General features: G+C 41.6%; 21 protein-coding genes. 12 read left to right on the forward strand and 9 right to left on the reverse strand.

Annotated elements, in window-relative coordinates; translation table 11 throughout:
• Positions 1 to 22 precede the first annotated feature (22 nt).
• From CZ382_RS19530 to CZ382_RS19540, 3 genes are all read left to right on the forward strand, one after another.
• Positions 23 to 658 (forward strand): queuosine precursor transporter, encoded by a 636-nt coding sequence (locus CZ382_RS19530; protein WP_088052820.1) that lies wholly within the window; start codon positions 23 to 25, stop codon positions 656 to 658.
• 453 nt (positions 659 to 1,111) lie between these two features.
• On the forward strand, positions 1,112 to 2,521 hold the full coding sequence (locus tag CZ382_RS19535; protein WP_088052821.1) for an APC family permease: 1,410 nt from the start codon (positions 1,112 to 1,114) through the stop codon (positions 2,519 to 2,521).
• A 410-nt stretch (positions 2,522 to 2,931) separates the two neighbouring features.
• Positions 2,932 to 4,119 carry a M24 family metallopeptidase gene (locus CZ382_RS19540; RefSeq protein ID WP_088052822.1) on the forward strand — a complete coding sequence of 396 codons (1,188 nt, stop codon included), beginning with the start codon at positions 2,932 to 2,934 and terminating at the stop codon, positions 4,117 to 4,119.
• Positions 4,120 to 4,150: 31 nt separating this feature from the next.
• Here the strand turns inward: CZ382_RS19540 and CZ382_RS19545 are convergent, their stop codons facing one another.
• Positions 4,151 to 5,116, reverse strand: coding sequence for a 2-hydroxyacid dehydrogenase (locus tag CZ382_RS19545; RefSeq protein ID WP_088052823.1), 966 nt, complete (start codon positions 5,114 to 5,116; stop codon positions 4,151 to 4,153).
• A gap of 175 nt (positions 5,117 to 5,291) precedes the next feature.
• On the opposite strand from CZ382_RS19545, the gene CZ382_RS19550 reads away from it, so the two are divergent.
• From CZ382_RS19550 to CZ382_RS19580, 7 genes are all read left to right on the forward strand, one after another.
• Positions 5,292 to 6,482, forward strand: a complete 1,191-nt coding sequence (locus CZ382_RS19550) for a M20 metallopeptidase family protein (RefSeq protein ID WP_088053555.1) — start codon at positions 5,292 to 5,294, stop codon at positions 6,480 to 6,482.
• A 137-nt stretch (positions 6,483 to 6,619) separates the two neighbouring features.
• The gene (locus CZ382_RS19555) at positions 6,620 to 7,618 is read left to right on the forward strand and encodes a pyridoxal-phosphate dependent enzyme (RefSeq protein ID WP_088052824.1); all 999 of its coding nucleotides are present in this window, start codon (positions 6,620 to 6,622) and stop codon (positions 7,616 to 7,618) included.
• The gene (gene dat, locus CZ382_RS19560) at positions 7,615 to 8,469 is read left to right on the forward strand and encodes a D-amino-acid transaminase (protein WP_088052825.1); all 855 of its coding nucleotides are present in this window, start codon (positions 7,615 to 7,617) and stop codon (positions 8,467 to 8,469) included. Before CZ382_RS19555 ends, dat begins: the two co-directional genes overlap by 4 nt.
• Positions 8,470 to 8,487: 18 nt before the next feature.
• Complete coding sequence (gene alr / locus CZ382_RS19565) at positions 8,488 to 9,621, forward strand: alanine racemase (protein ID WP_088052826.1); 1,134 nt, start codon at positions 8,488 to 8,490, stop codon at positions 9,619 to 9,621.
• Positions 9,622 to 9,764: 143 nt separating this feature from the next.
• The gene (locus CZ382_RS19570) at positions 9,765 to 10,892 is read left to right on the forward strand and encodes an RNA-guided endonuclease InsQ/TnpB family protein (protein WP_088052827.1); all 1,128 of its coding nucleotides are present in this window, start codon (positions 9,765 to 9,767) and stop codon (positions 10,890 to 10,892) included.
• A gap of 295 nt (positions 10,893 to 11,187) precedes the next feature.
• A complete protein-coding gene (locus tag CZ382_RS19575; RefSeq protein WP_088052828.1) occupies positions 11,188 to 12,270 on the forward strand; it encodes a tartrate dehydrogenase in 1,083 nt (360 codons plus the stop codon).
• Between the two features lie 196 nt (positions 12,271 to 12,466).
• The gene (locus CZ382_RS19580) at positions 12,467 to 13,144 is read left to right on the forward strand and encodes a hypothetical protein (RefSeq protein WP_088052829.1); all 678 of its coding nucleotides are present in this window, start codon (positions 12,467 to 12,469) and stop codon (positions 13,142 to 13,144) included.
• A gap of 65 nt (positions 13,145 to 13,209) precedes the next feature.
• Here CZ382_RS19580 and CZ382_RS19585 read toward each other — a convergent pair whose 3' ends face one another.
• The 8 genes from CZ382_RS19585 to rfbA all read right to left on the reverse strand — a co-directional run bounded on the left by CZ382_RS19585 (position 13,210) and on the right by rfbA (position 20,328).
• Entirely contained in the window at positions 13,210 to 14,904 is a 1,695-nt protein-coding gene (locus tag CZ382_RS19585) for a DUF6044 family protein (protein ID WP_088052830.1), read from the reverse strand.
• Positions 14,867 to 15,988: a dTDP-4-amino-4,6-dideoxygalactose transaminase gene (gene rffA / locus CZ382_RS19590; RefSeq protein ID WP_088052831.1), complete on the reverse strand. Its 1,122-nt coding sequence runs from the start codon at positions 15,986 to 15,988 to the stop codon at positions 14,867 to 14,869. The genes CZ382_RS19585 and rffA overlap by 38 nt, the downstream gene beginning before the upstream one ends.
• 77 nt (positions 15,989 to 16,065) lie before the next feature.
• Complete coding sequence (locus CZ382_RS23545) at positions 16,066 to 16,341, reverse strand: hypothetical protein (protein ID WP_140392756.1); 276 nt, start codon at positions 16,339 to 16,341, stop codon at positions 16,066 to 16,068.
• A 37-nt stretch (positions 16,342 to 16,378) separates the two neighbouring features.
• A complete protein-coding gene (locus CZ382_RS19600) occupies positions 16,379 to 16,744 on the reverse strand; it encodes an EamA family transporter (RefSeq protein ID WP_088052833.1) in 366 nt (121 codons plus the stop codon).
• A 2-nt stretch (positions 16,745 to 16,746) separates the two neighbouring features.
• Positions 16,747 to 17,430, reverse strand: coding sequence for a GNAT family N-acetyltransferase (locus CZ382_RS19605; RefSeq protein ID WP_088052834.1), 684 nt, complete (start codon positions 17,428 to 17,430; stop codon positions 16,747 to 16,749).
• A gap of 6 nt (positions 17,431 to 17,436) precedes the next feature.
• Entirely contained in the window at positions 17,437 to 18,390 is a 954-nt protein-coding gene (locus CZ382_RS19610) for a glycosyltransferase family 2 protein (RefSeq protein WP_088052835.1), read from the reverse strand.
• Positions 18,369 to 19,403 carry a dTDP-glucose 4,6-dehydratase gene (rfbB, locus tag CZ382_RS19615; RefSeq protein ID WP_088052836.1) on the reverse strand — a complete coding sequence of 345 codons (1,035 nt, stop codon included), beginning with the start codon at positions 19,401 to 19,403 and terminating at the stop codon, positions 18,369 to 18,371. Before rfbB ends, CZ382_RS19610 begins: the two co-directional genes overlap by 22 nt.
• Positions 19,396 to 20,328, reverse strand: coding sequence for a glucose-1-phosphate thymidylyltransferase RfbA (gene rfbA, locus CZ382_RS19620; RefSeq protein WP_088052837.1), 933 nt, complete (start codon positions 20,326 to 20,328; stop codon positions 19,396 to 19,398). Before rfbA ends, rfbB begins: the two co-directional genes overlap by 8 nt.
• Before the next feature lie 951 nt (positions 20,329 to 21,279).
• Between rfbA and CZ382_RS19625 the strand changes: the two genes are divergently transcribed.
• Positions 21,280 to 21,753, forward strand: a complete 474-nt coding sequence (locus CZ382_RS19625; protein ID WP_088052838.1) for a hypothetical protein — start codon at positions 21,280 to 21,282, stop codon at positions 21,751 to 21,753.
• 64 nt (positions 21,754 to 21,817) lie between these two features.
• On the forward strand, positions 21,818 to 22,765 hold the full coding sequence (locus CZ382_RS19630) for a threonine ammonia-lyase (RefSeq protein WP_088052839.1): 948 nt from the start codon (positions 21,818 to 21,820) through the stop codon (positions 22,763 to 22,765).
• Positions 22,766 to 22,805 lie beyond the last annotated feature (40 nt).

Genomic DNA, 22,805 nt, shown 5'->3' on the forward strand with positions numbered 1-22,805 from the left:
AAAAGAAAGGGTTTTGGGTTATATGTTTGTCTATTTAAATGCATTATTTGTGGGACTTTTACTAATATCAAATATTCTAGGCGTAAAACTATTTAGTGTTGGGGGATTTATTTTGCCGGCTGCCGTTATTGTTTATGTGGTAACTTATCTGATTACTGATGTGATCGGTGAAGTCTACGGGAAAGCAGCTGCAAGAAGAACTGTACAGGCAGGTTTTGTAACACAGGTTATCGCATTGATCTTTATTTTTATTGCTATCCAGTTACCGGCAGCACCGGTGTTTGGAGCACAAACTGAATTCGAGCAAATCTTAGGCGGGAGTTTCCGTGTCATACTGGCAAGCTTGCTTTCTTACATCGCCAGTCAAAATCTCGATGTAACGATTTTCCATCGTTTAAAGGCAAAGCATGGCGAGAAAAAACTTTGGCTGCGGAATAATGTATCAACAATGACAAGCCAGTTAATCGATACTATAATTTTCATTACCATTGCCTTTTGGGGAACGGTTCCCGGAAGTGTTCTGTTAGGGATGATTATAACACAGTATGTATTTAAATTCTGCATTGCACTGGTTGACACACCGCTTGCATATTTACTGGTGAGGGTATGCAGAAAGTCAGCCAGCCATGCAACAAGTGAATTAGTCGCTGCAAAATAGAAAAATTTCAGAAACCAATTGACTTTAAACTGATTTTTTGCTAGATTGATAATAATAAGATAGTAACCAACTGCTAAATCTAATTGACTCTGCTGCTGAAGCAGGGCACATCCTTAGGTTATAACCAGTTATACAGGTAGGAACATGTTTATTTTGTGTTGCTTGTATGACTGGTTTTTGTTTTTTAAATGTAATGTCGGGAGGTCTTTTCATGGAGAATTTAATCGAGCTGGACAAAAGGTATTACATAGAGACTTGTAACTACGCTTTAATAGAGAATACAAGTCGGCTAACTGGCTGATATCTTCTATTCAGATTGTTACTGACTTCCCTGTAATATTCGCAAACAAAAGGATGGTTTTCCTGAAATATATGAATAACCTGGATAGGGCAAAATACATTTTAAATTAACGAAATATTAGCATTATGTGAGAATTGATTGGAGGGAAATGGATGAACAATGAGCAAAAGTTACTGAAAATCTTGGGAAATAAGGATGTGCTGGCGCTTGCTTTTGGCGCCATGATTGGCTGGGGCTGGGTGGTAACAGCGGGGTTATGGGTTACAGAGGCCGGGTCACTTGGTGCGATTCTTGCCTTCGCAATTGGTGGTATACTAGTAATTTTTGTTGGGCTTACTTATGCGGAACTAGCTTCAGCACTTCCGTTGGCAGGCGGTGAGCATGTCTATAGTTACAAAGCGATGGGACGGCTTGCCTCTTTTGTGACGACTTGGGCGATTATTCTTGGGTATGTATCAGTTGTAGCTTTTGAAGCTGTAGCACTGCCAACAGTTTTTGAATATTTGATTCCAAATTATAGTCAAGGATATTTATACACGATTGCCGGATGGGATGTTACCGCAACCTGGGCCGGTATTGGTATTGTAGGTTCATTGATTATCACCTGGATTAATTATCGTGGTATTAAGTTTTCTACAGCGATTATGTTTATTTTAACCTTATTGATTGCGATTGCAGGTATATTACTAATCACTGGGAGTACGGTTGGTGGAAACGTTACAAATATGCAGCCGTTATTTGAAAAAGGTATTGCCGGATTGTTGACGGTTATTATTATGACTCCGTTTATGTTTGTCGGTTTTGATGTCATTCCGCAAGCGGCTGAGGAAATCAATTTGCCGCAGAAACGAATTGGACAATTATTGATTTTTTCTGTTTTACTTGCAGTTGTCTGGTATATAGCTGTTATTTTTGGGGTTTCACGTATACTTACTCCTGCCGAAATCAGTGAGTCCAATTTGGTCACGGCCGATGCGATGGCTAAAGCATTTGGGGATAGCCAGTTAATGGGTAATATTCTTGTGCTTGGTGGTGTCGGCGGTATATTAACGAGCTGGATCGGATTCTATGTTGGTGGAAGCCGGGCGATCTATGCACTTGCTAATGCGGGTATGCTTCCGAAAAGCCTTGGGGAACTGCATCCGAAATATAAAACACCACATAAAGCAATCCTATTGATTGGAGGACTCTCGACTGTTTCTCCGTTACTTGGACGAAGAGCACTTGTATGGTTCGTTGATGCTGGTGGATTGGGACTTGTCGTTGCCTGGCTAATGGTAGCAATTTCATTTATCATTTTACGAAAAAAGGATCCGGATATGAAACGCCCATTTAAACTTCCAGGTGGCACCTTCCTTGGCTGGATCGCAGTAGTACTGGCACTCGGAATTTCCATACTATATATGCCTGGAATGCCTTCAGCCCTAGTCTGGCCTTATGAATGGGCGATCGTTGGATTATGGATTATCTTTGGAGCAATCCTTTATAAAGTATCCATCGTAAAGTATGGTAAGGAATATGCCGATGAACATATGAGAAAAGAGATTGATCGGATCGCCTAGCATCATTTTTAAAAGGGAACAATTGCCCATATCGGGTAGTTGTTTCTTTTTTGATTTTCTGTCTCCAACAAGATGAATGAGGATTTAAAATAATCTAAATAGTCATTGACATAAAAAAATGTCCTAATCTATAATGTAACTAACATAATGTCGACAATCGGCACGTTTTTAAAATTGTTCCGCATATAATTGAATATGCATGTTATATAGAAAGTACACTCCTAAAATTTTCTTTAACCTCCAGAAGAAATCGATTGTCGCAGCACTAATCCACAAAAAACTCACTTACTCTACTATAAACTATCATCCTAAAAATATTTGGCTGCAACATGGAAGCGCATTTAATCAAGAGAATGCTAGTTGGGTTCCGTTATACAGGACAGATTAATGTACGAGAGGATGAGATGGATATGTTAACATTTCCAATTACAGAATTTCAGGGGCGTTTAGCTAAAACAAAACAGCGAATGGCGAATGCCGGAGCTGATATTTTATTAGTGACAGATCCGGCGAACATGAATTACTTGACAGGATATGATGCCTGGTCGTTTTATGTTCATCAGTTGCTCATTTTGTTAATCGATGAAGACCAGCCAATTTGGGTCGGACGTGGTCAGGATGCCAGTGCAGCTGCCCATACAACTTGGCTCGACAAGGATCACATTATTCCATATGCCGACTACTACGTGCAGTCTGCAGAAAGACATCCAATGGACTTTGTCTGTGATCTGTTAAAGGGGCGAAAACAAGATAAACAATCGATCGCTGTAGAGCTTGACGCGTATTACTTTACTGCAAAAAGCTATATGCAATTGGTACAGGGATTACCAAATGCCTCGTTTACAGATGGTACGAATATGGTCAATTGGGTTCGGATTATTAAGTCAGAAAAGGAAATTTCTTATATGAAGCAGGCTGGGAAAATTGCGGAGAAGGCGATGCAAACGGCTTTTGACTCGATTAATTCAGGGGTAAGAGAATGTGACGTCGTAGCGGATATTGCTCATGCACAGATCAGCGGGCTAGAAGATTTTGGTGGAGATTATCCGGCAATTGTTCCATTGCTGCCAACTGGTGAGAAAACATCTGCCTGTCATTTGACTTGGACGGACGATAGGTTTAAACAGGGAGACCCGGTGATTATCGAATTAGCCGGCTGTTATAAGCGTTACCATTCACCACTTGCCCGAACTGCAGTAATCGGCATGCCATCCGAACAGATGCAATATGTTGCGGATTGTGTTGTTGAAGGATTGAACGCAGCGCTTGATGCAGTTAAACCGGGCATTACTTGTGAGGAACTGGAAATGGTCTGGCGAAAGGTCATTGAAAAAAACGGTATAAAAAAGGAATCGCGCATGGGTTACTCGATGGGGCTCAATTATCCGCCGGATTGGGGAGAGCATACAGCAAGTCTCAGGCCGGGAGATCGCACCGTACTTGAACCAAATATGACATTTCATTTAATCCCTGGTATTTGGATGGAAAATATGGGTGTGGAAATAAGTGAATCATTTCGTGTAACCGAAACTGGGTGTGAAATACTTGCTGACTTTCCACGTGAATTACTAATTAAACCAAATATTCGGCTTGCATAGGGACTGCTTTCGGTGACAGGTAGTACTCCTGTCACCATTCAATTAAATTCGGTGGTTTTCGGTCATTCAAGCCTTCTTCCAGATTATAGGCAGCAAGCTCTGACATTTTTAACTCTGTTTCAAAAGTAGACGATCCGATATGTGGGGTGGTCACAACATTTTTCATCTGCAACAGTGGATTGGTCACATCAACCGGTTCAGTCTCAAATACATCTAAGCCGGCTGCTGCAATTTCACCGTTTTGAAGTGCATGGATTAATTCCCGCTCCACGACTGTTTTGCCTCTGGAACCATTAATGAAGATGGACGACTTTTTCATCAGCTGAAATTCACGTCTTCCTATCATACCCTTTGTTTCTGGAGTTAGGGGAGTGATCAGGCAAACGAAATCGGATTTGCTAAGCAATGTGTCGAGACTGCAATAGGAAGCGGCAAATGTGTCCTCAACATCTGGCTTCCGTGTTCGGCTATAGTATAAAATATCCATATTAAAGCCGAATCGGGCTCGCTGTGCTATTGCTTTACCGATTCGCCCCATGCCGATAATGCCAATTGTTTTGTGGTGAACATCGGTGCCAAAATGTTCCGGCCCAACCGCTTCTTGTTTCCATTCGCCGTTTTTTACAAGCTGATCAAGTTCAGGTATTCGTCTTGCTGTTGCAATAAGAATACCGAATATCGTATCTGCCACCGTATCGGTAAGTACATCCGGCGTATTTGTCGCCATAATATTCCTCATGCTTAGCTGCTCCAAATCAAGATTATTGTAACCGACAGATACATTGCTGACGATTTTTAGATTAGGTGCTCGCTCTAGTAATTCGCGGTCAACAACCAACTCCAATCCGATAATCCCTTCCGTTTCATGTAAAAATTCCAGAAATCCCGGATCGGTTTTTGTATCGATGTTTTTAAAAAAGCGAACATCATACTTTCTTTGTAACGCTTCTAAAACAGGTTTTTCCAAGCGATTGTAAGCAATAATTTTTTTCCTCATCCTATTCCCCCCGTTTTGTTTCCTGCTATCCTAAAAATATCCTCTAATGATATAGAAGTCAATATGAAAATATAAAATTTAAAATAATTGGAATAGTAATTGACGATTGGAATAGTCTGAATTATGATGAATATATATTCGAGGAGGGAAGGCTGTGGTAGAGAAAAATCGAGCAATGCTTGACAGAGCAAACGCGATGATGAAAGAGCTTATAAAATGGCGCCGCTACCTCCATATGCACCCGGAATTAAGTTTTCAAGAAGTGCAGACATCAAAATTTGTTACCGAGGTGTTAGAAAAAATCCCAGGAATGCGGGTTGAAAAAGGGATAGGCTTTCCGACAGCAGTTGTTGGTACATTATCCTCTGGTTCGGGGCCGACTATTGCGATTCGTGCTGATATGGATGCATTGCCGATTCAGGAAGAAAATAATCATCACTACATATCACGACATAAGGGTGTCATGCATGCTTGCGGTCACGATGCTCACACTGCGATTTGCTTAGGCGTTGCCAGTTTACTAGGTGACATTTTCCAAGGTGATAAGATGCACGGAACCGTTAAATTTTTATTCCAGCCTGCTGAAGAGATGGCAGATATTGCTGGTTCAACAGGTGCACAATATATGATCAAAGCAGGCGTGTTGGATGATGTTGACTATATCATGGCACTGCACATGAGCCCGGAAAATCCGCTTGGCGAAGTGAAGATGCATGACGGTTACAGCATGGCCAATGTAGATGTGTTTGCTGCAACAGTATACGGTACTGGCGGACATGGGGCATATCCTCATTTAGGAACCGACCCGGTATGGATGCTTGGACCGGTATTACAATCTTTGCACGGAATAGTGGCGAGAAGAGTGTCTCCACTTGAAGCGGCAGTAATTAGTATTGGCAGTATTCATAGCGGTTCGGCGAGCAATGTCATTCCATCTGAAATAGAAGTAAAAGGAACCATTCGCAGCTATCATCCCGATGTCCGGAAAAAATTGCATGCCGAGCTGGGAAAGGCCTTTTCAGTAGTCGAGATTTTTAATGGAGATTATCAATTAACGATAACACCTGAAGATCCGGCATTAAAAAATGACGCTAAAGTTAATCACCATATTAAGCGAGTGATAAACGACCTGCATCCTGATTTTACGATTTTGGAAACCGCATTCGGTTTAGGAGGAGAAGATTTTGCACATATGACACAGGCTGTTCCAGGGGCAATGTTCTTTTTAGGATGTGCAGTTGAAGATGGAATAACTCGTGATTTACACACACCAAATTTTGATATTGATGAACAAGTCTTACCTGTTGGTGTATCAATTCTAGCAGAAGCTGCAAGGCGATATTTGCTGGACCATGAAGCCGATTGAGTTGTCTAATTTGTATTGATATGAAACGCACGCCACAACCCGTGTAATAACGAGGGTGGATCGGAACTCGCATGAAAGAAAGCAGGCAGAATCACCATCAAGAAAACCGCACACCAATCAATAAAGGGAGGTAAAACATGCCAGAGAAACCTGTTACCCTACGCGATATTTGGCAAGCACGAAAACGAATTACTTCCATTTCGGAAAAGACCCCATTAATATATTCTCCGGGACTATCCGAAATTGCCGGGACTTCTGTTCATCTGAAATTGGAAAATTTGAATGTGGGCGGTTCGTTCAAAATACGGGGGGCAGCAAATAAGATCCTCCATCTGACAGAGGAAGAACGAAAATGTGGAGTGACAACGTTCTCTACTGGAAATTTTGGGATGAGTGTTGCCTATATCGCAAGAAAACTGGATATTCATGCAACGATTTGTATTTCCAATCGGGTTCCCAAAGCGAAAGTAGAAACATTAAAACGTTCAGGGGCACATATTGAAATTTACGGCGACGCACAGGATGATGCCGAAAAGCGGAGTTATCAATTGGAGCAGGAAAAAGGGCTGACCGTAATCCATCCGTTTGACGACCCTGATGTCATTGCCGGCCAGGGAACTATCGGGTTGGAACTGCTTGATGAGTTACCGGAAATCGATACCGTGATAGGTGGATTATCAGGTGGCGGCCTCCATTCCGGTTTAGGAATTGCTCTAAAATCGACTGATCCGGAAATACAGGTTATCGGGTTATCAACAGCCAAGGGTGCTGCCATGTATGAGAGTATCAAGCAGGGTAAACCAGTCTCGATACAAGAAAATAACACCCTTGCTGATAGTTTGTTAGGCGGGATTGGCATTAATAACCGTTATACATTTAACATGGTGCAGCAATACGTTGATCAGATTGTTTTATTAACCGAAGAAGAATTTGCTCAGGGAATAGGGTTCATGCTCAGTAAACACCGGATGGTAATTGAAGGAGCAGCAGCATCTGGTATTGGAGCAATTTTAAATCATCAAATCCCTTTAGGTTCCCATGTAGTGGTTATCATTAGCGGAAACAGTGTCGATATGCCGGTCATTTTAGATGTTGCGGAAAGATATACATGTAACAAAGGGGAGGGCTTGCTTTGAGTAAAATATTATATAATAATCAGATTATCGGACGGAAAAATATGATTGACATCGAAGACCGAGGCTACCAATTTGGAGATGGAATCTATGAGGTTATCGGGGTTTATAATGGGACACCACTGATGTTGGATGACCATATGGAACGACTTGCAAGAAGTGCCAAAGAGGTAAGGCTTACACTGCCAAGTACGATAAATGAACTAAAAAATAAGCTTGTTCAACTGGTTGCAGCTAATGATTTAAATGAAGGTATTATTTACATGCAAATCACCAGGGGAACTGCCGCAAGATGGCACGAATTCCCCAAAAACGAAGTTCCACCCGTTACCATTGCCTATACACGAGCAGAAGAACGCATGACAGCTGTTGAGGACCAGGGTGCAGCGGCTGTCCTTGCGGAGGATATTCGCTGGCTGCGGTGTGATATTAAAACACTCAATTTGCTTCCCAATGTACTTGCCAAACAAAAAGCGGTTGAACATCAAGCCATCGAGGCCATCCTTCATCGCGGAAACACTGTTACTGAGGCAAGCGCATCAAATGTGTTCATCGTAAAAAATGGTGAATTGTACACTCATCCGGCAAATAATTTTATTTTGAATGGTATTACCAGGAAAAAGGTTTTGCAGTTAAGTAAAGGATTAAACCTGAAAGTGAATGAAACAACGTATTCAGTTGATGATTTATTGAAAGCAGATGAAGTGTTTATAACTGCAACAAAACTGGACATCGTACCAATTTTGAAAATCGATGATCAGATAATTGGTTCCGGTGTGCCGGGTGAAATTACCAAACAGATTTTGCAAGCATTTCGTTCACTTTATGAGCGGGATAATCCAAACAGGGTATGATAGTGGAGGTGTTATGTTTTGCTACATTCACCATTATTTAAATTCCAACATCCTACCGTTGCTGAAATAGATTTGTCAGCTTTCAAGGAAAATGTCCGCCAGATAAAACAACTGATAAATACTTGCAAACTATTAGCCGTGATCAAAACAAATGCTTACGGGCATGGGATTATTCCAATCGGGAGGAAAGCTGTTCATGCTGGAGCAGATGGCCTTGGTGTTACAACAGTTGAAGAGGGAGCCCTTCTCCGGGACAACGGGATTGATGTACCAATTCATATTTTAAGCGCGATCACATTAGAAGAGGTGGATGCGGTTATTCGTTATCGATTAACTGCTTCGATTTCATCCGGGGAAATTGCACGAGCAATCAGCAGGACGGCCGTACAGTTTAATCAAACAGCTATTGTACATCTCAAAATAGATACTGGTTTGCACCGTTTTGGAGTTGATCCCAAACGGGCAATTGCCTTTTGCCGATCATACTATAACCTTCCCAGTCTGAAATGGGAGGGGATCTATACCCACTTTTCCAGTGCCGATGATGGGGATTTTGCAACGACGGAACAGCAATTTGCTCTGTTTTTGGACACCGTATCCAAGTTAAACATGAACGGATTTAATTTCCCGATTCGCCATGTCGGAGGTTCAACGATTGCGATCGAGAGAAGTGACATGCATCTTGACATGGTTAGATCCGGGATTGCACTATTTGGATATCCTCCGGCTCAAAGACAACGGGGGATTATTTCCCTAAAACCAGTGTTAAAGCTGAAATCGAAAATAGTCCAGATACATGAATTACCTGCTAATACCCGTGTCGGATATGGAGGTAAATATGTTACACGTTCTATAGAAAAAATTGCCGTTGTGCCGATTGGGCATGGGGATGGGTATCAGCGGGCATTATCCAGTAAAGGGGAAACGCTTGTACACGGAAAAAGAGCCAAGATCGTTGGAATCATCTCGCTTGATCAGACGTTAATTAATGTTACCGAAATTCTTGATGTCAAAGAAGGGGATGAGGTGGTTTTAATTGGCAAGCAAGGTAATGAAGAAATTTCCGCACGTGAAGTTTCCGGCTGGGTGGATAGCATTGTTGATGAAGTGCTGGCAAGCTTAATGGAGCGAATTCCACGGATATACGTTTAACTGCCTTCCGAAAGAAGTCTCCCTCTTCAAGCCTGTTACTGGCAATCCCTAAAGGCTAAGGGGGTGATGAATTTCGGTTTGCTTTCGTAAGATGCTTGCAAACCCCAAACGCATGATCCATAATAGGGTTAGGAGGTGCATTCATGTTACTGAATCAAAAATATGAAATTTTCCCTTCACCTGAACAAATAGAAATACTGGAGACTTGGCTTTCCTATTGTCGGCTAACATACAACTCTGCACTTCTCGACAAACAACGTAAATACAGACAATCGAAGGAATCGTATAGTCGTTTTGACATGCAAAAGCAACTGAAACAAGACAAGCAAGAATGGGAATTCCTAAAAGAAATACCATCACAAGCCTTACAAGAAGTGTTCCGTCGCCTAGACCATGCATTTACCAAATTCTTTCGAAAAGAAGCGAACTACCCCAAACTCAAAAAATACAAGGATTACAACAGCATGACCTTCCCACAATTTGGCTTCAAACCGAATACACATCATCGCTATGCAGCATCTTTTACAGAAAACGGCAAGTTACAACTATCCAAGCTCGGGCAAATTCCTATTCACTTACATCGACCAATGGAAGGCACAATCAAACAACTCATCATCAAGCGACAAGGCAGTCGCTGGTATGCTATTTTCAGTGTCGAAGGACAAGCATACCCAGCACCAATCAATCGTGATCTTGCAGTTGGCATTGATGTAGGGATAAATAAATACGCAGTTCTGTCCGATGGAAAAAGCTATGAAAACCCTACATTTATTCGTAAAACAGAAAAGAAACTTAAAAGAGCGCAAGCAAAACTTTCTAAAATGAAACGTGGATCGGCAAATTATGCGAAACAAGTGAGCAAAGTCCATTTGTTTTATGAAAAGGTAGCGAATCAGCGAAGAGATTTTTTACATAAATTAAGCTACCATTTGGCTAAAGACTATTCGATCATTGCCGTAGAGGATCTTGACATCCGGCATATGGTAAAAAACAAACGTTTGTCAAAATCCATTTCCGATGCAGGATGGGGCATGTTTCGAAACATGCTCTCCTATAAATGTGAACGAAATGGAAGTATCTTGCTAAAAGTCGATCCAGCATTCACGTCACAGGATTGTTCTACATGCGGAACACGAGTAAAGAAATCTCTTTCTATTCGTACGCATATTTGTAAAGGATGTGGAACAATCCTGGATCGTGACCACAATGCAAGTCTTCATATATTGCGTAAAGGAATGGAACAGCTGGATCAGATGGTAGTCATCGACTAAATGAGAACACGAAAAACTGTAGGGCAAGGTTGTGTCCGAACAGTCTAAACAAAGCCTGTGGAGACAATGTAAGACGTCTTAGGAATCCCCTAAGATGCAATGGTCTGTGAAACAGGAAGCCCTACCTTCAAGCATTCCGAAAGGATGATAAGGTGAGGTCATTCACTAGAATCAGACAATGCAGGAAGTATACCATAAAATTGCTTATGGGCTTTTTACAGTAACATCTCTGTTTGCAGGTAGTATTGGCTATTTTTAACAAAACAGGTTTTATGACACCATACAGGAGGTTACGATGAAGAATTTTCAAATCGCACTAATACCAGGGGATGGAATTGGACCAGAAGTCGTTGCAGAAGGGGTGAAAGTTTTACAAGCAATTGAGGGAATGGACGCGTCTATTTCGTTCTCATTTACAACGTTTCCCTGGGGATGTGAATATTATCTTCAGCATGGCAAAATGATGGATGATGATGGGCTGGAGCAGTTGAAACCGTTTGATGCGATATATCTTGGGGCTGTTGGGTATCCAGGTGTTCCGGACCATATATCATTACGTGATTTGCTTATCAAAATACGAAAACAGTTTGATCAATATGTTAATTTGCGGCCAGTTACATTGCTACATTCTTCATTGACACCACTGAAAGCAAAAACAGAAAAGGACATTGACTTTCTCGTGATCAGGGAAAACAGTGAGGGAGAGTATGCAGGTGCCGGGGACTGGTTATATAAAGGAATGCCGGAAGAGGTCGTATTGCAGACCGGTGTATTTTCCCGGAAAGGTACCGAACGGATCATCCGCTATGCCTATGAGGAAGCCCGAGAGTCAAACCGGACATTGACAAGTGTCAGCAAAGGTAATGCGCTAAATTATTCGATGGTTTTCTGGGATGAGGTATTCGCTGAGGTCGGGAAAGAATATCCGGATGTAAAGACTTATTCCTATCTCGTTGATGCGGCAAGCCTTTATTTTGTTACCAATCCAGAACGATTCGAAATCGTGGTTACTTCCAATTTATTTGGTGACATTTTAACGGATATTGGCGCTGCAATTACAGGCGGTATGGGACTGGCGACCGGCGCAAATGTGAATCCAGAGAAAACATTTCCGTCCATGTTTGAACCTGTCCATGGTTCTGCTCCGGATATCGCCGGTAAAGGTATTGCCAATCCGCTTGCTGCTATTTGGTCAATCAGCCAGCTGATGGACTTTTTTGAAGAAGGACAATGGGGAAGAGCTATCCTCCATACGATAAAACGAATGCTTGAAGATAAGGAACAGCTAACACCGGATCTGGGTGGAAAGGCTTCTACCAGTGAGGTTGGTGACCAGTTTGTTGAATTGTTGAAACGATTAACGGTTGGTAGAGAGTAGGTTACAAGAGTATAGGATCCCGGTTTCGAGGTTTTATCGAAACCGGGATCCTATTTGTCTGGAAAATTATCTTCTAAAAAAGGATTTTATAAATTAATGTCGAACTATGTAAATAGAGAATTTTACCTATTATGTCTAAATAGTGAAAGATAAAATCGGAACAGATTGGTTTTTTCATAGAGGATGATGATCACGGATGGACGTAAAAAAAGAAGCAGTAGGAATTATAGCAACGATTTTACTTGTTATCCCACTGGCAGGGGGAGGCTTTTGGATTGTGAAAAGCCTAACAAGCAACCCTGCTGCATCGAAAACGGATGAAAATAGAACCTTTCTTGCTCGTAACCATTCTAGTAATAGCCTTACGAACACGCAGAAAACATTGTCAATTGCATTTTTAGACCAAGATGAAGTAGAAAAAATGGTATTGGAAGATGAAGCAGAACTAGTAGATGATGGAGATGAATATATGATAAACACGGATATGAACAAGGCCGGTGGCGAGTCCGCAGTCTCATGGAGCTCCGAGAACCAAACTGAGTCAGGCGGCAGTACTGTAACTAAAAGTAGCGGCTCTAACAACAGGAGTATAGGCAACCAGACTAGAACAGAAAGCAAGTCTGAAAAAAAGGACAGCGAGGATAAGGTTGATAAGCAGGACAATAAAAAGAATACTGATCATATGGATAAGTCAAAAGAGCAGGATGATAATGCTACAGACAAGGATAATAACCAGGGTAACGTAAAGCCAGAACAAGGAAATAATAAAGAAGAGGACTCCGGTAACGGTTCAGATGGTAACAGTTCAGCTGAAGAACCGTCAAAAGAACCCGGCAAGGATGAAGTGAAAGATGGGGGAGAAATGAAGGACTAGACCAAATTCTGGCAGCTATAATGCCTTTAATACGCCCCGCAGTATCTAATACTGTGGGGCGCGATTTACCTCATAACTCTATACAAATAAACCTGCCACGGCAATCCATTCTTTACAAAATTTCGCTCATACTGCAATCCGTTTTCTCGATAATTTTCAATTGGCAATGCTGAAAAAATATACTCCCCGCCCAGATCTTTTAAGGCATCGGTATTAATAGCAAGATTCTCAATTGTTTTCTTGCTGTTTTTGCCAAACATATAGTGTTTTCCCAATTCATCCACGAACATGTATGCTCTGCCGCCCCATGTATCGTAATAGCTTTTTAGCGAGGGATTTTTATTAAGCTCCGGAGCGATCACTTTCCGGAATTTATGTTTATATACTAATGGATAGCTGTTGTTATATGTATCCAGTGTATAAAATCCATTGTATTGTGCAATTGTCGGGTGCATCCCGATGCTGACAACACGGTATGTGGACTGATCCTTGCCGATATAATCCTCAATCTCCTGAAATAATTCGACAGCATAAAATTGTTTGAATGTCGGTGTACCAATTTCGCCGTATTTTGTTTCTTCGTTCAACTGAAAAAGCATGGTGCATTGTACGATAATCAACACGACAACGAATGGCTTGAAAAATTTAAAATGCTTCCATAAGATGGTCAATCCGATGGCAAAACATATATACCAAATCGCCGGGTCAAAAAAGTGAATGCGGCTGAAATTGAACGTGTTAGCGACCATAAAATTATCTTTAACCACGCGCCAGCCTTCCCAATACCAGAGAGCATACCATAGGGAAAGGAACACATTAAAAAGAAAAAAGGCCAAAAGCTGTTTCGGATTCAATTTCCGGTAAGCAGCCACCAGTAAAGCAAGACCAATGACTGGAAATATGATTAAAAAATGGATTGATAAATCATGGGTATGGCCATTGATCAAATTGTGCAGAAATAAATCAAATGTTCCAGGTAAATCCTTATGACCAAGGTTTAATTCGCTACGATGTGATGTAAAACCATTCTCAAAAAACATGGAATAAATGAGCAAGTAATTTTTAATTAGATAAATACTTGTCATTCCGGCAATTGCTGCGAAAAACGGCCAGTTAATTCGTTTTTTACGAATCCAATCGATTAGCCAAAATAATCCCATCAGACTAAGAAAGAAGACGAACGTTAAAACAAAATTTGAGAAAAATGGGATCAAAAATAAGGTAATCCAATAATATTTCGGCGCTGTTTTTCCCTGTGAACGGATTGTCAGAAAAATATGTAATGCAAGCGGCAAACCGGCAATCGATAATAAGCCGGATGGCCAATATGGCAAAAGGGCGAATCCAAGCGCCGCCCCAGCTGTTATAAGTGGTTTATGCTCACTTTTGAGAAGATTTTTTTTCAGCAGCAAATACATCCCAAAAAACGCAACAAACCGCATTATCGTTTGCCCGATGATATAGGCGGTTATTGGCTTGAATAAAACATACAACCATACCATCGCATCAAGTCCGGATGGTAACGTACTTCGTGGCAACCCGTTTATCACATTTGGCAGTGCGACATCCTTCAAAGTGAAAATATGGCCGCTGTCGGCAAGGAGTTTGTACCAGACAATGTTCGAATCCAAATTATCGTGCACACGAATGTGAGTATCTTCACCAAGTACGTAGTATGGCATTAAATAGGCAAGAATAACCAAGCAAGCGATCAGCGGATATTTATGTTTGGTAATACGTGTAAATAGTGTTGACCACATGATCGATTGCCTCTTCTCCTAGTCCATAATACAAAGGTAAACGTAATAATCGTTCACTTTCCGTCGTTGTATAATGATCGGTACCGATGAACTTCCCGTATTTTCTTCCCGCATGGGAGCTGTGCAGTGGTACATAATGGGATACTGCCATAATACCATATTGTTTTAAATAGCTGATCAATCCGTCACGTTCACTTTCATTTTTTGTTTTGATAAAAAACATGTGGGCATTATGCTCGCAATTTTCCGGGATAAACGGGATTGTAAGGTTGTTGACTGCTTGAAGTCTCCGCTCATATTGCTGCCATGACCGTTTGCGATCCTCGGTAATTGTTTCCGCATGCTCAAGCTGTACGGACAGGTAAGCAGCATTTAAATCACTTAATAGAAAGGATGATCCAATGTCACGCCAAGTATACTTATCTACCATGCCTTTTTTAAACTGTTGCCGATTTGTCCCTTTTTCTTGAATGATTTCGGCTCGCTCTACAGCATTTTGGTCATTGATGATAAGTGCGCCACCTTCCCCGCACGTAAAATTTTTCGTTTCATGAAAGCTAATTGTGCCAAAATGACCAATCGTACCAAGAGGCTTTCCATTATATGTACTCATTAGCGCCTGGGCTGCGTCCTCAATAACCCATAATCCGTAACGGTCGGCTATGTCCATTATGGCATCCATTTCACAGGCAACTCCAGCATAATGAACAACGACGATTGCCTTCGTTCGCTCCGTGATAGCTGCTTCAACTAGTTCTGGGTCAATGTTCATCGTTTCCGGTGTAACATCGACAAACCGAATGGATGCGCCTCTGATTGCAAAGGCATTAGCCGTTGATACAAAGGTGTATGATGGCATGATAACCTCATCCCCCACGGAAATATCGGTTAAGATGGCGGCCATCTCCAAAGCTGCCGTACATGACGGGGTCAACAAGGCCTTCTCGCATCCTAATTGGTTTTCCAACCAGTCGGTACATTTTTTCCCAAAGGGGCTGTTGCCTGATAGTTTACTATTTTTGATAGCATCTGCTATTGCCATTTCCTCGCTTCCGACTGCACACGGTTTATTAAATGGAATCATGTTTTCACCTCGTTAAATTGGTTTACTCTTGCCGAGCCTAAAGAAAGGTTGCTAGCTCCGTCCCCTTGAACTGCCAGTCAAACCGGGAAGTCGCTGATCTCCCTTGGAAAGTCGCCGATCAGATTGGGAAATCCGCTGATCGAATCGGGAACCCCGCTGATCGAATCGGAAAACCCGCTGATCGAATCGGGAACCCCGCCGATCGAATTGGGAAATCCGCTGATCGAATCGGGAACCTCGCTGATCGAATCGGGAAAATCGCCGATCAAATCGGAAAATCCGCTGATCAAATCGGAAAACCCGCTGATCAAATCGGGAACCCCGCCGATCGCCCCGGGAAACCCGCCGATCACCCTGGGAAACCCGCTGATCGCATCCGGAAGAAACTTCTTACAATGACTGGCTCGTAACGACAATACCAAGCACAATCAAAGCTAGCCCAACAACTTTCTGTATTGTCACTGGTTCGTTAAACAATAAGATGGAGAATATAAATACTAGAACGAAAGAAAGGCTCATAAATGGGTATGCATAACTGATATTAAACTTGGTCATCGCAGCCATCCAAAACAGGGAAGCAACAAAAGCGGAAAGAAAGCCGGATAAAATAACAGGGTCAAGCAGCAGCTGCAATAAAAAAATCAATTTATCCTTCCATACTTCTGGCAGACTTCCGGCTTTATCAATCTTCCATTTCAAAATTAATTGCCCATAAACGGTAAAAAAGATGGTGCCAAATATATATGCATATCCCATAGCTACACTTCCGCCGGGGACGGGCCGTTTAATTTGTGATAGACATCAATTGTATTTTTCAATTTGAAACCAAGTATGATAAACAAATTCAACGATGCAACGTTGGCAGCAGAAATCGACGTTCGAAGCCGGTCGTGCCCATCGTTAAATTGTGCCTGACATCCCTTGCTGGTGAAAGCTTTGGCGAGCCCCTTACTGCGAAATTCCTCCTTCATTCCAAGTAATAGCACTTTTTCACCCTCATACCCATAAAAACCTGCCAGCTGATCCTGATAATAAAGAGCAAAAATCTGATCCTTCATCTGTAAATCCCTGACCCAATTCATATAACGCAAGTCAGCCAGCGAGGAGGGAATATGAAAATCGCGATGGAAGCGGCCATGCATAAAAGCTTCTTCCGCGATTGCCAGTACTTCTTCCTTTGCATAATCTTTGGAAATGGATGTGCCTTCCCGCTCAAAAGCGACCAAATTTTCCTTTTCGCAAACTGGCTCAATTAATGTGTCCATATAATAAAAGTCATGCTTTAAAATTTGTTCCGGGTTCTCCATTGGTTTTACTTTAATCGTGTAATGCCCCTCATATTGATCAGTTTCCTTTAGCGCTTCCTCCGACACTGAAGTAACCTCATACGTTGGAATCCGAAAATTCCGTTCATCCCACGGGGTCGGGCGTAAGTATTCCATTAGTGATCAGCTCCGTTCGTTATGTAATTCATCTGTCGTTTCACGAATAAGATAAAGTGGTCTGCCTTTTGTTTCATTAAATACTTTTCCAATATACAACCCAAGCACACCGATATTGAAAAAAATCAGTCCGCCGATGAAAAAAATCGATACCATCACACTGGTCCAGCCCTGGACAGGTTTAGCAAGAAAAAAATATCGGGCAAATAAATACACTCCGTACAAAAACGAAACAAACGAAATCAAAAAACCAAATTGAATGGATAGTCGGAGCGGTTTATTGGATTGGGATATGATCGCATCTGTTCCAAGTGTGATTAACTTTTTAATGTTATAAGATGATTTCCCCTCTTTTCTGGCATTATGTTCGACCTCTACAGATCCCGTTTTATAGCCCATCCATTGGATAAATAGTGGAAAGAACCGATTCTGTTCCCTCATACAGCGAAAGCCTTCCACTACTTTTTTCGAACTGATGCTGAAATTGGCGATGGTATGATCCGAATTTCGTCCGGTAAAAAAATCGTAAATACGATAAAAAAGCTGGGATGATTTACGCTTAATCCATTTATCCTTCCTTACTGTACGATTGCCAAAAACGACTTCATACCCCTCAAGTGCCTTGTGATATAAGGTTGCTATTTCCTCTGGCCGATCCTGTAAATCACAATCCATCACCACAACCCAGTCACCATTCGTATGATCGAGTCCAGCCGTGATGGCATGATGCTGACCAAAGTTACGAGCCAGATCAATTCCTTTAATCCGGTCATCGTTTACGCTGAGCTGTTTGATCGTTTCCCATGCATGATCGGGACTTGCGTCATTGACTAAAATAATCTCAAGTCGGGCTGGTATGGCTTCAATTGTTTTTTTGATGCGATTACATAGTTCAATTAAACAGGCCCTGCAGCCATAAACAGGGATGACAACGGAAATTAGTGGGTTACTTTTTCCCATTTGTTCACATACCATTCTACTGTTTGTTTGATTCCCTGCTCGAACGTCATTACTGGTTTCCAGCCCAATGTTTTTCTTGTTTTCGTGTCATCAACAGCATACCTGCGATCATGTCCGAGGCGGTCCTCTGTATACGTGATTAAATCGGCAAAGTGCTCAATCGATGCACGTGCCTTGATGTCGGGTTTCAGTTGATCAAGAATTTGACAAATCTTTATTGCAACTTCAATATTCGTCAACTCGTTCCCGCCACCAATATTATACGTTTCCATCGTGTTCCCATGATGGTAGACAAAATCAAGTGCCTGGCAGTGATCGGTCACATAAAGCCAATCACGAATATTTTTCCCATCACCGTAAATTGGTATGGACTCCAGGGAGAGTGCTTTTGCGATGATGGTCGGGATCAGTTTTTCCTCGTGTTGTCTTGGCCCGTAATTGTTGGAACTGCTTGAAATGACAGTGTTCATACCATACGTGTAGCCAAAACTTTTGACAAGCAAATTGGCACTGGCCTTTGACGCGCTGTATGGATTGCGCGGATTATATGGTGTTTGTTCATTAAATTTCCCGGTTTCATCAAGTGATCCATATATCTCGTCGGTCGAAATTTGGTGAAAACGTCGCTCATGAAGTACGCCTAGTCTCTCCCAGGCATTTCGGGCAGCTTGCAGAAGTACCGTTGTTCCAACAACATTTGCTTCAACAAATTGTTTGGCATCCTGAATAGATCTGTCAACATGTGATTCCGCAGCAAAATGGATAACACCTGAAATAGGGAAATCTGAAAAAATAGACTTTACTAATTGCTCATCTGCAATATCACCATTGATAAAATGATAATTTGGCAGATCTTTTATCTCATTAAGGTTTTCCGTCGATCCGGCGTATGTCAGCTTATCAATATTGACGAGCTGATATTCCGAATGTTCTTGTAAAAAATACGTAATGAAATTGGATCCAATAAATCCTGCTCCACCAGTAATGAGGATAGTTGGTTTTTGGTTATTCATTTTCGACCAGTCCTAACATTGGGTTACGGTCGATGGCTTCCCAATATTGCTGTGTATGCTTGCGGTTAGCAATTTCCAGCAAATATTTACCATAATCGTTTTTTTCCATCGACTTCCCTTTTTGGTATAATATTTCTTTTGGTATATATCCCATATAATAAGAGATTTCTTCAAGGCAAGCCAACTTAAATCCTTGACGTTGCTGAATATTTCTTACAAAAGCTGCGGCCTCAAATAGTGATTCATGTGTCCCGGCATCCATCCAAGCAAAGCCTCTTCCTAACAATTGAACGTTAAGCTGTCCGCGTTTCAAGTATTCCCTGTTCAAATCGGTAATTTCTAATTCACCGCGGTTAGAGAACCGAAGTTTACGAGCTAGGTCAACCGCACGATGATCATAAAGATATAATCCGGTGACAGCGAAATCGGATTTCGGTTCCGCAGGTTTCTCTTCAAGAGAAAGTACCTTTTGCTGATGGTCAAATTCAACGACGCCAAACCGCTCCGGATCCTTTACCCGATAACCGAAAACCGTTGCATGCTGATGATGTTTGATTGCATTCCGAAGCATTGTTGTAAACCCTTGACCGTAAAAAATGTTATCGCCAAGAATTAGTGCGACATTGTCTTTTCCAATGAAATCCTCCGCTATCATGAATGCTTCGGGAATGCCATTTGGTTCCTCCTGTTCCTGATAGGTAAGTGAAATGCCCAATGTTGAGCCGTCTCCGAGCAGTTCCTCAAATCTGGGGCGGTCACATGGCGTACTGATAATCATGATGTCTTTTATGCTGCCTAACATTAATACCGATAATGGATAATAAATCATTGGTTTATCAAAAACTGCCAAAAGATGTTTATTGATACTGTTTGTAGTTGGCGATAATCGGCTTCCACTTCCACCAGCCAGTATAATGCCCTTCATGGATACCATCCCTTTGCTTTTTTAATACGTGCGTATAGTCCATACCTCTTAACAAGCTATTACCTTTTTCATCGAAAGTTAATCTTACAATTTTGTTTCAATTTGATTAGCTCAAGTTTCAGCTAGAATGCCTATGGCAATATTTCATTTTTTATTTGGTTACTACATCCTTGTTTGGCTTAATTAAAAAAATGTGTTATTTCCTTATAGCGCGTTTCAAAAAGTCGCTAATGAGAAGATCGACTAAAAACGCCACCTCAATAGCCAACGGATACTAGCATTTCGCGTAGGTTATCAGAAAGTCGAGGCGCAGCGCAGCTCGAGCATTGGGCTTGTTATAGGAGGTGCTGATTTCTGCGCTTGGCGAAAGAGGGCGGTTTTAGCAGAAGAATCTATATCGCCAGCGCCCGAGTTCGCCACCTGCCATTTGGTGACTTTTGAGTATCCTTTTTATACTACTTATGTAAACCCTGCCAGCAATTATCTATTTCAGACTAAACAGTAGAGGGAAAATTGAAAAATGTCAACTAAAACAGCATATTTCAGTAGGTTACTACATTTCCAAATTGAAAATTAAATCCGTTATATCAACGGTTACGGGGCGTTATATACCTTGCTTTGGACCGATCACAAGATTTATTTGGAATTAAGGTAGCGTAAAAATACCAAAAATTTAGAGGGGAAAAATAAGTCATCATTTTCATTTATAGTTGAAATTATAAGAAAAAAATGATGGCCGATTTGGCCGATTTAGGTTTAATAGGCTAACAGGTACAGTAGTGTTTGGAACTAAAGGTGGTGGTTTTGCATAGTTTTTTCATACTGTGTTCCAATGTTTGGGAAGTAATAATCCAGCATTTTTGCGGTAACCGTTTCAGGCATAACGTTATACTATTTGCTTCGGTAGTTGAATAAGAATATAGAGGACATATGATGAGGAGACGATTGGGTATGAACAAACATCGTCAGGGCATGGGACTGGTTATTCTGCTGCTTGCTATTGTTGTTATTTGGATTACAGCATATTTTTACCTCCACAAGTCTCCAGAAGACATGGCGGTTGCAGCAGTTGATACATTTTATACATACGAAAAGAATGGGGCATTCTCCGATTCATGGGCAATGTTTCATCCGCAAATGAAGGAGAAGTTTGATAAAGTACAATACTTGCAAATTCGCCCACACGTGTTCATGAATGACTTCGGTGTTACAACGTTTACATATACACTTGGGGAACCGGAAGAAGTGAAGGATTGGCAAATGGAGGAGGGAGCGGAACCGATTGACCTTGCATATAAGGTAACGGTAACACAGTCATTCGGTGGAAAGTTCGGCAACTTTAGTATTATTCAGGATGTATATGTGACGGCCGTCGATGAAGAGTGGGTAGTGCTTTGGGATTATCGGGACAGTCCTGGCAAATAAATTGCTCAACCAAGACAAAATATTCTAAACTAAATATTATAGTAAAAACAGGAGGCTGGAAAACATGATAACGATAACCGAAATCCACCGGGCACGCGGACAAATTTCAGATATCATCAATGAAACACCTATCATCACTTCCAAACAATTATCTTCGTTATGTGGAAATAACGTGTATCTTAAGGGAGAACATTTGCAGAAAACGGGTGCTTTTAAAATCAGAGGAGCGACAAACAAAGTGAAGCAAGCTGTTAAAGCTGGAGCAACCTTTGTGACGGCTGCTTCATCCGGAAATCATGGCCAGGCAGTAGCATACATTGCCGATATTCTTGGCATTGATGCAACCATTGTTGTACCCGAGGATGCAACCAAAAGTAAAATTGCTGCCATTCAAGGATACAACGGAAAGATTGAAAAATGTGGTTTTACATCAGCAGAACGGCTGCCCCGGGCTCAGGAATTAGCACGGCTCGAAAATGGTGTTTTTGTTCCACCATATGATGATCCATTAATTATTGCCGGACAAGGAACGATTGGACTGGAAATACTGGAACAATTGGATGATGTAGATGTAGTTGTCGTTCCGATCGGAGGAGGTGGATTGATTTCCGGTATCTTAACCGCGATAAAAGAAACGAAGCCGCAAGTAACAGTAATTGGAGTCGAACCGGAAATGGCAAATGATACATATTTATCGCTGGAAAAAGGAGAGATTACTGCTATTCCGGAAACAAGAACGATTGCAGACGGTCTCAGAACAAGTCAGCCAGGTGATAGGACGTTTCCGATTGTACAAAACTATTTGGATGCATTAGTGCTTGTCAGCGAACATGAAATACGGCAGGCCATGTTCTTTGTGCTGGAAAGAATGAAGCAGCTAATCGAGCCATCAAGTGCGGTCTCTGTCGCTGCTGCAATGTTTAATAAACTACATACACAGGGGAAAAACGTTGTATGTGTACTTTCGGGGGGAAATGTAGATGTCGGTAAATTGAGCAGAATTTTACCGTAATGAGGATTATCCAGTTTCAACATTTTTTATGAAATAGCTA

It is taken from the genome of Virgibacillus dakarensis, from assembly GCF_900155625.1.
GTDB classification, from domain to species: Bacteria; Bacillota; Bacilli; order Bacillales; family Amphibacillaceae; genus Lentibacillus_C; species Lentibacillus_C populi.

Coding starts and splice junctions, on each gene's coding strand:
- CZ382_RS19555 (WP_088052824.1), top strand. CDS start 6,620: ATGCCAGAGAAACCTGTTACCCTACGCGATATTTGGCAAGCACGAAAA.
- CZ382_RS19600 (WP_088052833.1), bottom strand. CDS start 16,744: ATGGGATATGCATATATATTTGGCACCATCTTTTTTACCGTTTATGGG.
- CZ382_RS19585 (WP_088052830.1), bottom strand. CDS start 14,904: ATGTGGTCAACACTATTTACACGTATTACCAAACATAAATATCCGCTG.
- CZ382_RS19550 (WP_088053555.1), top strand. CDS start 5,292: ATGCTTGACAGAGCAAACGCGATGATGAAAGAGCTTATAAAATGGCGC.
- CZ382_RS19545 (WP_088052823.1), bottom strand. CDS start 5,116: ATGAGGAAAAAAATTATTGCTTACAATCGCTTGGAAAAACCTGTTTTA.
- rfbB (WP_088052836.1), bottom strand. CDS start 19,403: ATGAATAACCAAAAACCAACTATCCTCATTACTGGTGGAGCAGGATTT.
- CZ382_RS19625 (WP_088052838.1), top strand. CDS start 21,280: ATGAACAAACATCGTCAGGGCATGGGACTGGTTATTCTGCTGCTTGCT.
- CZ382_RS19580 (WP_088052829.1), top strand. CDS start 12,467: ATGGACGTAAAAAAAGAAGCAGTAGGAATTATAGCAACGATTTTACTT.
- CZ382_RS19575 (WP_088052828.1), top strand. CDS start 11,188: ATGAAGAATTTTCAAATCGCACTAATACCAGGGGATGGAATTGGACCA.
- CZ382_RS19610 (WP_088052835.1), bottom strand. CDS start 18,390: ATGGGAAAAAGTAACCCACTAATTTCCGTTGTCATCCCTGTTTATGGC.
- CZ382_RS19605 (WP_088052834.1), bottom strand. CDS start 17,430: ATGGAATACTTACGCCCGACCCCGTGGGATGAACGGAATTTTCGGATT.
- CZ382_RS19540 (WP_088052822.1), top strand. CDS start 2,932: ATGTTAACATTTCCAATTACAGAATTTCAGGGGCGTTTAGCTAAAACA.
- CZ382_RS19570 (WP_088052827.1), top strand. CDS start 9,765: ATGTTACTGAATCAAAAATATGAAATTTTCCCTTCACCTGAACAAATA.
- CZ382_RS19530 (WP_088052820.1), top strand. CDS start 23: ATGTTTGTCTATTTAAATGCATTATTTGTGGGACTTTTACTAATATCA.
- CZ382_RS19630 (WP_088052839.1), top strand. CDS start 21,818: ATGATAACGATAACCGAAATCCACCGGGCACGCGGACAAATTTCAGAT.
- rffA (WP_088052831.1), bottom strand. CDS start 15,988: ATGATTCCATTTAATAAACCGTGTGCAGTCGGAAGCGAGGAAATGGCA.
- rfbA (WP_088052837.1), bottom strand. CDS start 20,328: ATGAAGGGCATTATACTGGCTGGTGGAAGTGGAAGCCGATTATCGCCA.
- CZ382_RS19535 (WP_088052821.1), top strand. CDS start 1,112: ATGAACAATGAGCAAAAGTTACTGAAAATCTTGGGAAATAAGGATGTG.